Here is a 12,361-nt window from a genome sequence, read left to right as displayed (position 1 = left end):
CAATTGCTGCGCTGAGCGAAGACCCCACATTTCCCGCCAAGATTGGGCCAGCGATCCTATGACCGCCCGTTACTCCCTCGGCATCGATATCGGTGGCACGTTTACGGATATCGTCGTTTTCGACCACCGCAACGGCAGCCAGTTCGCTCGCAAGGTGCTGACAACCCATGCCGACCCCGCCCAAGGCGTGGTCAACGGCGTGCGGCAGGTGCTGCGCGAGGATGCACTTCCCGCCGCCGAAATCGGCCGCGTCGTGCACGCCACCACGCTCTTCACCAACGCCACGATCGAGCGCAAGGGCGCGGCCACCGGCCTGATCACGACCGAAGGCTTCCGCGACGTGCTGGAGATCGGGCGCGAGCGCAAATACGAGTTGTACGACCTCTCCATCGCCAAGCCCGCCCCGCTGGCGCCCCGCCCCTGGCGACGCGAAGTGGCCGGCCGCCTGGACGCGGAGGGGCGGGAGCGGGTGCCGCTCGACCTCTCCGGCCTGGTGGCGCAGGCGCGGGCCTTGCAGGCGGACGGCGTCGCCTCGGTCGCGGTGGTGTTCCTGCACGCCTACGCCAACCCGGCGCACGAGCGGGCGGCGGCGGCCGCACTGGCCGAGGCCGTGCCGGACTTGGCCGTGTCGCTCTCGGTCGAGGTGGCACCGGAAATCCGCGAGTTCGAACGCACCTCCACCACCGTCGTCAACGCCTATATCAAGCCGCTGGCGGCCCAGTATCTGGACCGGCTGGCGGGCGAGTTGGCGGGCCTCGGCATCGCAGCCCCGCTGCAACTCATGCTCTCCAACGGCGGCCTCGGCGCGCTGGAGCAGGCCAAGCAGGCACCCGTGGCCCTGCTGGAGAGCGGGCCGGCAGCGGGCGCGCTCGCCGGCGCCTGGTTCGGCGAGGCCGATGGCAGCGGCCATGTGCTGGCCTTCGACATGGGCGGCACCACCGCCAAGCTCTCGCTGGTCGACGACGGCCAGCCGCTGATCGCCTACGATTTCGAGGCGGCGCGCCAGAAGCGCTTCGCCCATGGCTCCGGCCTGCCGATCAAGATTTCCACCATCGAGCTGATCGAGATCGGCGCCGGTGGCGGCTCGATCGCGCGGCTGAACCCGCTCGGCCTGTTGCAGGTCGGCCCGGACAGCGCCGGCTCCGAGCCCGGCCCGGCCTGCTATGGCCGCGGCGGCGAGCACGCGACGGTGACGGACGCGAATTTCGTGCTCGGCTACCTGAACCCCGATTTCTTCGCCGGCGGCAGCATGGCCGTGGACATGGACGCGGCCCGCACCGCCCTCGAACGCCTGGCGGCGGCGGCGGGCCTGACGCCGGAACAGGCCGCCTGGGGCGTGCACGACATCGCCAACGAGGCCATGGCCGGCGCCGCCCGCGTCCACATCGCCGAGCGGGGCAAGGACCCGCGCCGCTACGCCCTGCTGACCACCGGCGGCGGCGGGCCGCTGCACGGCTATCACGTGGCACAGAAACTGGGCTGCCGCCGGCTGATCGTGCCGCCTGCCGCCGGCGTCGCCAGCGCGGTCGGCCTGCTGATCGCGCCCGCCCGCGTCGACCGGGTCGCAACGGTGGCGGAGGAGTTGGACCGGCTCGACTGGGCCGCGTTCGAGGCCCGCTATGCCGGGCTGGAGGCGGAAGCGCGCGACCTGATCGCCGGCACCGGCCTCGACCCCGCCGCCGCGCGGATCGAGCGGCTGGCGGATATCCGCTATGTCGGCCAGGCCTTCGAGGTGGTGGTGAGCCTGCCGTCGGGGCCCTACACGGCGGCGTCCAGGCCGGCGCTGGTGGCCGCGTTCGAGGCCGCCTATCTCGCCAAGTTCACGCGCACGCCGCCGGCGGTGCCGGTGGAGATCATCAACATCCGCACCGCGGTCTCGGTCGACGTGCCGGGCGAGCGGCCGCGCCCGGCCCTCTCGGCCGCCGGCACGCCGGCGCCCACCGGCCGCCGCCCGGTCTACTTCCCCGAGGCAGGCGGCTCTGCCGAAACGCCGGTCTATGCCCGGGGCGACCTGCCCGCCGGCTTCGCCTTTGCCGGCCCGGCGGTGATCGAGGAAGCCGCCTCCACCCTGATCGTCGGCCCCTCCGGCCGGGCGCGCGTCACACCGGACGGCAATCTCGTGGTGGATTTGTGATGGCTGACCTCACACCCATTAGTCCTCTCACCCTGGGTAGCCGCGAAGCGGCGTATCGAAGGGTGCCCTTGGCCGAGGCAACACGCCCTTCGATACGCGCCTGCGGCGCTACTCAGGGTGAAAGGAAGGGGCGCGCCTCCGACTCCACGCAGGGCAAAAGCAAAGGAAAGTTGCCATGACCGCCACCGCCGCCTTCGACGCCGTCACGCTGGAAGTGATCTGGCGGCGCATGATCTCCGCCGCCGACGAGGCTGCGAAGACGATCCAGCGCACCAGCTTCTCGACCCTGGTGAACGAGAGCAACGACTTCGCCTGTGTCGTCACCGACGCCGCCGGCCACTCGCTGGTGCAGAACACCGAGAGCATTCCCAGCTTCAACGCCTGCCTGCCGGTGACCGTGCAGCATTTCCTGGCGGTGATCGGGCCGGAGAACATGAACCCCGGCGACGTCTATATCTGCAACGACCCCTGGGTCGCGACCGGACACCTGAACGACGTGACCGTGGCCAAGCCGATCTTCCGCGACGGCCGGCTCGCCGCCTTCGCCGCCTCGACCGCGCACGCGCCGGACATCGGCGGCAAGGTGCGCTCGGTGGTGGCGAAGGAGTTGTTCGAGGAAGGCTTTCAGATCCCGGCCATGAAGCTGCTGGACCGGGGCGAGGCGGACGCGACGCTCATCAGGCTGTTCCGCGCCCAGGTGCGCACGCCGGACCAGACCGAAGGCGATCTTTGGGCCCAGGTCACCGGCCTGAACCTGATCGAGGCCCGCGTCACCGAGTTGATGGACGAATACGGCCTCGCCGACCTCACCGCCTTCGGCGAGGACATCCAGGGCCGCAGCGAACGCGCCATGCGCGCCGCCATGGCCGCCGTGCCGGACGGACGCTACGAGGCCGCCTTCGACACCGACGGCTTCGAGGGCCGGCCGCTGCACTATCAGTGCGCGGTCACGGTGACCGGCGACCGGGTGCGGGTCGATTTCACCGGCACCTCGGCCCAGATCCCGCGGGCGATCAACTGCACCATGACCTACACCTTCGCCATGGTCTCCTATGCCCTGAAATGCGCGCTGCTGCCGGACGTGCCCAACAATGACGGCATTTTCCGCTGCATGGAGGTGTTCGCACCCGAAGGCACCATCGTCAACCCGACCCGGCCGGTCAGCGTCGGCGGGCGGATGGCGACCGGCCACTATCTGCCGACCCTGATCTTCCAGGCGCTGGCGCCGGTGCTGCCGGAAAAGGTGATGGCCGCCTGCGGCTCGCCCTTGTGGAGCATCATCCAGACCGGCGTCGACAAGCGCGGCCGCACCTATGCCAACACGCTGTTCTTCAACGGCGGCATGGGCGCCCTGCCCTCGAAGCCGGGCGAGAGCTGCTATAGCTGGCCCTCGAACATCTCCAACGTGCCGGTGGAGTTGGTGGAGCGCAACACGCCGCTGTTCGTCCACCGCAAGGCGCTGCGCCAGGGCTCCGGCGGCGCCGGCGTGCACCCCGGCGGCGAGGGCCAGGAGGTGGTGTTCGAGAGCGAAAGCGACACGCCCATCGGCGTCATCTTCATGGCCGAACGCCTGACCCACCCGGCGGCCGGCCTGGAAGGCGGCGGCCCCGGCGCGCTCGGCGAGGTGCTGGTGGACGACGTGCCGGCCGACGTGCGCGCCGACCACATGCTGACCAGGGGCCAGACCATCACCGTGCGCACCCCCGGCGGCGGCGGCTATGGCGGCGGGGCGTAGGGGGCGCGACACCAGCGCCGCCGGCGGAGCGACGCCACCCTCTCCCCGCGGCTCTCATCCCGAGTAGGCGGCGAAGCCGGCGTATCGAGGGACGCGGGCACCGCCCTTCGATACGGGCCTCCGGCCCTACTCAGGGTGAAACGGGATGGAGATGCGTGAAACGGGGTGGAGAGCCGGGAGAGCTCCCGCCCCCCCCACCTCCGCCGGCGTCACGACCAGGCGCGCTCCCCCTTGCCGGGCGGGTTGCGGGGCGGGCCGGCGAAGCATTGGGCAATCGCCATCCACTGCCGTGCCGGCTCGCCCGCCACCGTCAGGTTCACGTCGGCGATGTTCCGGCCCTGGGTCACCACCTGGCAGAATTCCAGGGCCGAGCCCGCCACCCTGTCGGTCTCGCTCGGCTCGCCCCATTCCCAGATCGCACCGCTGGGGGCGGTCAGGCGCACATAGGGAGCGGTGGGCGCCGGGCTCCTCGCCCCGATTGGCGAAGGTCCAGCCATAGGTGCGCACGCCGATCTCCGCGATGTTGCGCAGGCGGTCGAAGTGCTCGCGCGGCGCGCGCAGCAGGTCGTAAATGTCCTGCGCATGCGCCCAGGTCTCCATCTGCCGCGCCGTCGCGCACATGCGCACGCTCATGGACGGCCCGACCCACAACACCCGGTCCTTGGGGTCGCGCGCGTCCAGCAGGCCGCAGAGTTGCCGGAAATAGCCGTACCACTGCTCCCGCAGCGCCGCGCCGGTCTGCATGTCCGGGCCGACGCCCTGGCCGGGTGCGGCGCCCTCGCGCACCGCCTTGCGCTTCTCCAGCAGGGCGAGGAAGGCCGCCTCGTCGGTCATGGAGAGCACGGCCATCCAGTCGCCCATGTGCAGGTGCTGCACCACGTCGTTGGGCGTCCAGCCCTTGAACGGCGTCGGCCGGTCCCAGTCGGCGGGCGCGAGGCCGTCGAGAAAGGCATAGAGGTCGGCGCCCTCGGCGCGCAGGTCTTCGACTTGTTGCAGCATGAGCGTATCTCGGTCTTGGCGGAGAAGTTACCAGGCGAACCTGTGGTGGCTGGCGATGGGGCGGAACACGTTCCAGGCCATGTTGGCGGCGAACTTCACGCCATAGGCGTTCCATTGCGCCAGTTCGGCCTTCGCCTCCGCGCACATGGTGTCGGGGTCGCTGAGCGCCGGCAGGCAATGCGCGCCTTCCCACTCGTAGAGCGCCAGATATTTCGGCCCCATGGGCTTGTCGCCGAAGCGCGGATCGTGCCTGACCCGGAAGCGCGCGCCGGAGAGATAGCCCGGCACCCGGGTCAGGTTCGGCACGTGGCTGTGGTCGTACCAGGCGTTCCACGCCGCTTCCTCGGCCGGGTCGTTGCAGTCGGCCATGACGAGGCTCAGATAGTGGTCCCGGGTCAGCAGCGGATGGCCCAGATGCGTGCCGCTCACCTGCTCGTAGACGTTGGAGACCACGTCGGTCTTGCCCGAGATGGCGTCGAAGCGGGCCCGCTCCTCCACCGCGCGCGGGTCTTTCAGGGCCGGGTCGGCGGCCATGACGCGGGCCATGGCGTCCATGTCCTCGACCCCGTAGAGCGCCAGATACTTGGTCGTGCCCTTGACGTTCAGATAGCGCCGGCCCCAGAGCCAGCCGGGAATCTCCAAGAGGCGCGGCACGTGGTGATAGTACCAGGCGTTGAAGGCCTCTTCCTGCTCCGGCGCGATATTGGCCTGCACCAGCAGCAACAGGGGGCCGGTGTGCGAATCCATCATGGGGGCGGTTTCCTTGCCGATCGGCGGGGTTTGGCGTTGCCGCCAGCTTAGCCGATCAGGCCCTTGAGCCAATAGCCCACCGCATAGGAAACGCCCGCCGCCGCCATGCCGATGGCGAAGGTTTCCAGGCCGGAGCGCCACCAGGGCGCCAGCGCCCACATCGACTTGGCGGCGCCGATCACGAAGAATACCACCCCCGTCGCCGCCACGGCCCACACAAAGGGCTCCGCCATGTCGAACACATAGGGCACCAGCGGCACCGACCCGCAGAGAATGAAGGCGCTGATGGTCGCCAGCGCCGCCTTCAGCGGGTCGCGGCTTTCCGGCAGCACGCCGTATTCCTCCACCAGCATGGTCTCGATCCAGACCGCCTCGTTGGCGCAGACCGCCTCGACCGCCTCTTCCAGCGTCGGGCCGCTCAGCCCCTTGCCGATCAGGATCTGGCGCACCTCCTCGCGCTCGCCCTCGGGCACGGTGCGGATATGCTTCTGCTCCATCTTCCAGAGGCGCTTGACGTCGTCGGCGTCCGACTTGACGGCGCTGTAATTGCTGGCCGCCATCGAAAAGCCGTCCGCCAGCAGATTGGCGAGCCCCAGGATGATGATCACATGCCATTCCAGCGCCGCGCCCACCACGCCGGCGACGATGGCGAAGGTGGTGACCGCACCGTCAATCCCGCCCAGAATCCAGTCGCTGACATAGCTGTTCTTGGTCTTGCCGTGGATCCGCTCGTGGATCGCATTCAGGGAATGGCTGTGTTCCAACGACATGACGCGCCTCTGATCTGGCGGGAGGAACCGGCGGCCCCGCAACTGCCTGTATTATGGCGCAGGTTCGCGCCCGTGGCACCTCGTCCTTTGGCGCGCGCAAACCGGCTGTGCCAGGATCGACCGGATGAGGCGAGACCGAGGGAGGATTGCGCGATGCCCCTGCTGGGCCAAGGCATGCTGATGACGTTCACGGAAGTCCCGGACGAACACGAACAGGACTTCAACGAATGGTACAATCGCGAGCACGTGGACGAGCGCACCCAGTTGCCGGGCTTCCTGCGCTCGCGCCGCTATCTGGCCTGCGAGGGCACGACGTCGCCGAAATATGTCGCCTGGTACGAGACCCGCAGCGTCGCCGATCTGGCCGCCCCCGGCTATCTGGCGCTGCTGGCGGACCAGACGCCCTGGTCGAAGCGGGTGATGGGCCGGTTCTCCCTGTTCCAGCGCCTGACGCTCAAGGTGACGGTCGACCAGATTTTCGGCTTCGGCGGCGCGCTCTCCCTGATCCGCTTTCCCGCGCCGGAAGGCGAGGATGCCCAGGCCGCGCTCCGCACCCATATCGAGAGCGAATTGCTGCCCGGCGCCGTCGACCGCTCGGGCATGACCGGCGGTTGCCTGCTGGAAAACGACCTGGACGTGGCCAACGCGCCGCTGCGCCAGCAGGGCCAACCCGTGCCGCCGGGGCAGACGGTGGAGTGGCTGCTGGCGCTGGAAGGCGGCGAGAGCGGCACGGTCAGTGCCGTGGCAGAGACAGTGGCGGCAGAACTGGACGCGGCAACGGCGCTGCACTATCGCTTCGTGTTCGGGACCAGCCGTTGACCGGCGGCGCGCCGGGCTCCCCCAGCAATCCCAGCAGATAGGCGCCATAGCCGCTGCGACGGAGCGGGGCGGCCAGCGCCGCCAGGTCGCCGTCGCCGATCCAGCCCTGGCGCCAGGCGATCTCCTCCGGGCAGGCGATGCGCAGGCCCTGGCGTTGTTCCAGCGTGCGGATGAACACGGCGGAATCCAGCAGGGATTCGTGCGTGCCCGCGTCGAGCCAGGCAAAGCCGCGGCCCATCATCTCCACATGCAGCGCGCCCGCGGCCAGATAGGCCCGGTTGACGTCGGTGATTTCCAGCTCGCCGCGCTCCGACGGCCGCAGCGCCGCGGCGATATCGAGCACCCGGTTGTCGTAGAAATAGAGGCCGGTGACCGCATAGGGGCTGGGCGCCACCGCCGGCTTCTCGACGATGCCGATCGCGCGCCCCGCGGCGTCGAAGGCCAGAACGCCATAGCGCTCCGGGTCCTGCACCCAATAGCCGAACACGGTCGCGCCCTCCGGGCGCGCCGCGGCGGCGCGCAGCACCTCCGGCAGGCCGTGGCCGTAAAAAATGTTGTCGCCCAGCACCAGCGCCACCCGGCTGTCGCCGACAAAGCCCCGGCCGATCCGCAGCGCCTCGGCGATGCCGTTCGGCTCCGGCTGCTCCGCATAGGCGAAGGAGACGCCCCAGCCCCCTCCATCCCCCAGCAATCGCCGGTACAGCGGCAGGTCCTGCGGCGTGGAGATCACCAGGATGTCGCGGATTCCCGCCAGCATGAGCGCGCTGAGCGGGTAGTAGACCATCGGCTTGTCGTAGACCGGCAACAACTGCTTCGAGAGGCCGTGCGTGACCGGGTGCAGGCGGGTGCCGCTGCCGCCCGCCAGCAGGATGCCCTTGAGGTCCGAACCGCCGCTCATGCCGCAACCCTCGCCGATGCGCCCTGCGCCGAACGGGTCCGGGCCGCCGCACAGCGGGGCAAGGGCTGCGCCAGGGTTGCGCCCAGCGCATCCGACCAGGGGCGCGGGGCCAGGCCGAACACCTGCTCGGCCCGCGCCGTGTCCAGCACCGCGTTCGCCGGGCGCTGCGCCGCCGCCGGGAAGGCGTTGGAGCGGACCGGCACGATCTCCGGCGGCGCGCCATACCAGGGCGCGGCAGCAGCGAAGATGGACCGGGCGAAATCGGCCCGCATGACCGCGGGGCCGCCGTTGGTGAGGTGATAGGTGCCCCAGCCGCTGTCGGCGCTCATGGCGGCGTGCGCCATGTGCACCAGGGCCTGCGCCAGGTCGCCGGCGGCCGTCGGCCGGCCGTACTGGTCGTTGACGACCGAAAGCCGGTCCTGCATCCGCCCCAGGCGCAGCATGGTGGTGACGAAATTCCGGCCGCTGCGGTCGAACAGCCAGGCGGTGCGCAGGATCAGGTGACGCGGCAGCGCCGCCCGCACCGCCTCCTCGCTCGCGGCCTTGGTGGCGCCATAGACGTTGAGGGGCCGGGGCTCGTCCGCCTCCGTCCAGGCCGGCCCCAGGCTGCCGCTGAACACATAGTCGGTGGAGACCTGGACCAGCGCCGCCCCCACCTGCCGCGCCGCCTCCGCCATGGCGGCAGGGGCGAGCGCATTGACCGCCCAGGCGATGTCGGGCTGGGATTCGGCCCGGTCGACGGCGGTGTGGGCGGCCGCGTTGACGATCAGAGCCGGCGCCCCCTCCAGGATCGCGTCCCGCACCGCGGCGAAGTCGGTCAGGTCGCAGCGGCTGCGGTCCAGATAGCGGGTGCGCCAGCCGCGCGGCCAGGGGCTATGGGCCAGCGCCCGGGCCAGCTGACCCTGGGCGCCGAAGATCAGAACTCGGGTCATGCAACGGCTCTCCGGTTGGGGGAAGGAAAAGACGGGGCCGCACCGGCCCGTGCCAGACACCGGTCGCGATGCGCCAGGGTCCAGTCCACGGTTGCGGCAAGCCCCTGATCGAACGACCGGCACGGGCGCCAGCCCAGCTCCCGCTCGATCCGGGTCGGGTCGACCGCATAGCGGCGGTCATGGCCGGGCCGGTCCGCCACATGGGCGATCAGGCGGGCGTGGGGGGCGGCCTCGGGCCGGCGGGCGTCCAGCAGGGTGCAGAGCCGGCGCACCAGGTCCAGATTGCGGCACTCGTCGCGGGTGCCGACCAGATAGGACCGGCCGGGCTCGCCCCGCTCCAGGATCAGAGCGAGCGCGTCGGCATGGTCGTCCACATGCAGCCAGGTCCGCACCTGCCGGCCGTCGCCAAAGACCGGCAGCGCCTCGCCCGCCAGCGCCAGCGCCAGCATGCGCGGGATCAGCTTTTCCGGGTGCTGCCAGGGGCCGTAGGTGTTGCAGCCGTTCGAGATCAGGACCGGCAGGCCGTAGGTCTCGCCCCAGGCACGAACCAGATGGTCGGCCGCGGCCTTGGACGCGGCATAGGGCGAGCGCGGCGCGTAGGGCGAGGCCTCGATGAAGGGCGGCTCGTCCGGTTCCAGCATGCCGAACACCTCGTCGGTGGAGACGTGCAGGAAGCGGAACCGCTCCTGCCGCTCGCCCGAAAGGCCGGCCCAGTGCGCCCGGGCGGCCTCCAGCAGCACCGACGTGCCGGTCACATTCGTCCGGATGCAGGCGGCAGGGCCGGCAATCGAGCGGTCCACATGGCTTTCCGCCGCCAGATGCACCACCGCATCCGGCCGGTGCCGCGCGAAAATCCCGGCCATCGCGTCGGCATCGGCGATGTCGGCGCGAACGAAGCCATAGCCGCCGGCCTCGCCGCACGCGGCCAGCGCTTCGGGCGCCGCGGCATAGGTGAGCGCATCGACATTCACGACGCGGCAGCCCCGCCCGAGCAGTCGCCGCACCAAGGTTCCGCCGATAAAGCCGGCGCCGCCGGTCACCAGGACGTTCATGGGAGTTTCACCTCGCATCCCGTTTGCCCTGGCCGGAATGATCGCTGTCGCGGTATTAAAAAGTCGTTAATCCGCTGCCCGCCGGGTCAATCCCGGTTAAGTCCGGCCGGCGCGGTCTTGCCCAACGCCCCCGACGGAAGGAGCCCGTCCCCGTGCCGCAGCATCATGTCGAATATTATATGACCGTCACCTCGCCCTGGACGTTCCTGGGGCATGAGGAGTTTTCCGAGATCGTGACCCAGGCCGGCGTCTCGGTCGCGATCAAGCCGGTGGATTTCGGCGCCGTGTTCGCCGTGTCCGGCGGGCTGCCGCTGCCGCAGCGCCCGAAACAGCGCCAGCGCTACCGGCTGTTCGAGTTGCAGCGCTGGCGGCGCAAGCGCGGCATTCCGCTGAACCTGCACCCGAAGCACTTCCCCGCCGACCCGAACCTGGGCAACCGTGCGGTGCTGGCCGCGGCGGAGGCCGGCCTCGATGCCATGGCGTTTGCGGACCAGCTCATGCGCGGGGTCTGGTGCGAGGACCGGAACGTGGCCGACCCGGACTTTGTGCGGGAGGCCGCACGCTCGATCGCCATCGACGGCGACGCGCTGCTGGCCGAGGCGCAGTCCGACGCCATCGCCGCCCGCTATGCCGCGCTGACCGAGGAAGCGAAGGCGGCCGCCGTGTTCGGCGCCCCGTTCTACATCGTCAACGGCGAGCCCTTCTGGGGCCAGGACCGGCTCGACTTCGTCCGCGATGCGCTGATCGGCGGCGCGGAAACCCTGCACGAGGCCGAATGAGCCTCACGCCGCCGCCGCGACCTCGCGCTCGATCTGGGCCAGCAGCAGGCGCGGCCAGCCAGGCAGCAGGCGGCGGCCGATGAACACCAGCCGTGTGCGCCGGTCGCCGCCGGGCCAGGCGTCCAGCCATTCCAGGGCGTGGAACACATGCTGGACGCCGTGCACCACCGCCGGCGTTTCCGGCGCTTCGGCAATGCGCACCAGCCCCTTGACCCGCAACAGGTCCGGGCCGCAGGCCTCGGCCAGCGCCTCCAGGAACAGGGTGAGGGCGATGGCGGGCACCGGTTCGTCGCGCACCAGGGTGACGGCGGCAAGGCCCTCTGTGTGCTCTGACTCGGCGTCCGCGGTCGCGGCGATGGCCGCCGCCAGGGCCTCCGATGGGACGGCCGGCGGCAGCAAGCGTGCCGGGTCGAGGCGACCGTGCTCGGCCCGGACCAGGGGAGCGGCGGCATTGTGGCGCCGCGCCGCCCGCTCCGCCGGCTGCGGCGGGGCGAGATCGGTCTTGGTCAGCACCAGCGTGTCGGCGAAAGCGGCCTGTTTGCGCGCCTCCGGATGATTTTCCAGGGTTTGCGCCCCGGTGACGGCGTCGACGGCCGTCACGATCCGGGCGAGCGCCACCCGCCCCCGCAACGCCGGATCCAGCGCCAGCGCCTGCACGATCGGCGCCGGATCGGCGAGGCCGGACGTTTCGATCACCAGCCGCTCGAACGCGATGGCACCGGCGGCGCGGCGGGCCAGCAGGTCGCCGATGGTGCGGGCGAGGTCGCCGCGCACGGCGCAGCAGAGGCAGCCGGTCGACAGTGCCACCAGGTCCTCTTCCGCACTTTCCAGCAGGTCGTGGTCGAGGCCGACGGCGCCGAACTCGTTGACGATCACCGCCGTGCCGGCCAGCGCCGGGTCGCGGAGCGCGTGGCGCAGGATCGTCGTCTTGCCGCTGCCGAGAAAGCCGGTGAGCACGGTGAGCGGGAGCGGGGTCATGGCTGCCCGCGCCGTGGCTTCGAGGGGAGCGGGCGTTTGGGGCCGGTCCCTCGATACGCGCCTGCGGCGCTACTCGGGATGAAGCTGGGGTGGGGGCGAATGTCGGGTCCGGTCGCGGGACCGGCCACGGTTCCGGCTTTCATCCCGAGTGGCCCGGCCAAACGGCCGGGCGTATCGAGGGACGCTGCGCCCGGTTGCAGGGCAAATGCCCGCGTCATCCGACCGCCCCCGGAGCGAACACCACCCGCGCCGCACCGCGCTCCGGCGCCAGGGCTTCGCGCAGATGGCGGATCATGCCGATCGTGGACGGATACGTGCGCGGACGACGCCCGGCCTCCTGCACCCGCCAGAGCGGACCGAAGGACGGGACGCTGTACCCGACCGTGACAGCGCCCGCCGGCCCCTCGACCGTCGCGCACAGGTCTTCGCCGTCGCGGCGGACCGACAGCGCCGCCGGCACCTGCCACACAAGCAGCAGGCCGGCCAGCAGCGCCTCCAGTTCCGCCGGGGCCATG

11 protein-coding genes and 1 pseudogene are annotated in these 12,361 nt (G+C 70.8%); 4 read left to right on the top strand and 8 right to left on the bottom strand.

Features of this window, described 5'->3' with window-relative positions:
- Positions 1–58: 58 nt before the first annotated feature.
- Both H6844_06970 and H6844_06965 read left to right on the top strand, forming a co-directional pair.
- On the top strand, positions 59–2,134 hold the full coding sequence (locus tag H6844_06970) for a hydantoinase/oxoprolinase family protein (GenBank protein ID MCB9929137.1): 2,076 nt from the start codon (positions 59–61) through the stop codon (positions 2,132–2,134).
- A gap of 175 nt (positions 2,135–2,309) precedes the next feature.
- Positions 2,310–3,869 (top strand): hydantoinase B/oxoprolinase family protein, encoded by a 1,560-nt coding sequence (locus tag H6844_06965; protein ID MCB9929136.1) that lies wholly within the window; start codon positions 2,310–2,312, stop codon positions 3,867–3,869.
- A 209-nt stretch (positions 3,870–4,078) separates the two neighbouring features.
- Here the strand turns inward: H6844_06965 and H6844_06960 are convergent.
- The 3 genes and pseudogenes from H6844_06960 to H6844_06950 all read right to left on the bottom strand — a co-directional run bounded on the left by H6844_06960 (position 4,079) and on the right by H6844_06950 (position 6,388).
- Positions 4,079–4,868: pseudogene (locus H6844_06960) on the bottom strand (TIGR03084 family protein).
- Between the two features lie 27 nt (positions 4,869–4,895).
- The gene (locus H6844_06955; protein ID MCB9929135.1) at positions 4,896–5,618 is read right to left on the bottom strand and encodes a hypothetical protein; all 723 of its coding nucleotides are present in this window, start codon (positions 5,616–5,618) and stop codon (positions 4,896–4,898) included.
- Positions 5,619–5,665: 47 nt separating this feature from the next.
- Positions 5,666–6,388, bottom strand: coding sequence for a VIT1/CCC1 transporter family protein (locus H6844_06950; GenBank protein MCB9929134.1), 723 nt, complete (start codon positions 6,386–6,388; stop codon positions 5,666–5,668).
- 153 nt (positions 6,389–6,541) lie between these two features.
- Between H6844_06950 and H6844_06945 the strand changes: the two genes are divergently transcribed.
- A complete protein-coding gene (locus H6844_06945) occupies positions 6,542–7,207 on the top strand; it encodes a hypothetical protein (GenBank protein MCB9929133.1) in 666 nt (221 codons plus the stop codon).
- On the opposite strand, the gene rfbA is transcribed toward H6844_06945, so the two are convergent.
- The 3 genes from rfbA to rfbB are packed head-to-tail and all read right to left on the bottom strand — an operon-like array spanning position 7,122 to position 10,089.
- Complete coding sequence (rfbA, locus tag H6844_06940; protein ID MCB9929132.1) at positions 7,122–8,105, bottom strand: glucose-1-phosphate thymidylyltransferase RfbA; 984 nt, start codon at positions 8,103–8,105, stop codon at positions 7,122–7,124. The genes H6844_06945 and rfbA overlap by 86 nt on opposite strands.
- Complete coding sequence (rfbD, locus tag H6844_06935) at positions 8,102–9,037, bottom strand: dTDP-4-dehydrorhamnose reductase (protein ID MCB9929131.1); 936 nt, start codon at positions 9,035–9,037, stop codon at positions 8,102–8,104. Before rfbD ends, rfbA begins: the two co-directional genes overlap by 4 nt.
- On the bottom strand, positions 9,034–10,089 hold the full coding sequence (rfbB, locus tag H6844_06930; GenBank protein ID MCB9929130.1) for a dTDP-glucose 4,6-dehydratase: 1,056 nt from the start codon (positions 10,087–10,089) through the stop codon (positions 9,034–9,036). Before rfbB ends, rfbD begins: the two co-directional genes overlap by 4 nt.
- Positions 10,090–10,268: 179 nt before the next feature.
- On the opposite strand from rfbB, the gene H6844_06925 reads away from it, so the two are divergent.
- A complete protein-coding gene (locus H6844_06925; GenBank protein MCB9929129.1) occupies positions 10,269–10,868 on the top strand; it encodes a 2-hydroxychromene-2-carboxylate isomerase in 600 nt (199 codons plus the stop codon).
- 3 nt (positions 10,869–10,871) lie between these two features.
- Here H6844_06925 and H6844_06920 read toward each other — a convergent pair whose 3' ends face one another.
- Positions 10,872–11,846 (bottom strand): GTP-binding protein, encoded by a 975-nt coding sequence (locus H6844_06920; GenBank protein MCB9929128.1) that lies wholly within the window; start codon positions 11,844–11,846, stop codon positions 10,872–10,874.
- Positions 11,847–12,060: 214 nt separating this feature from the next.
- Entirely contained in the window at positions 12,061–12,360 is a 300-nt protein-coding gene (locus H6844_06915) for a hypothetical protein (GenBank protein ID MCB9929127.1), read from the bottom strand.
- Between the last annotated feature and the right edge of the window lies 1 nt (position 12,361).

Source organism: Alphaproteobacteria bacterium (assembly GCA_020638555.1).
Taxonomy (GTDB): domain Bacteria; phylum Pseudomonadota; class Alphaproteobacteria; order Bin95; family Bin95; genus JACKII01.
The sequence above is the reverse complement of the archived record's forward strand: the minus strand, read 5'-3'. Positions and strand labels throughout refer to the sequence as shown.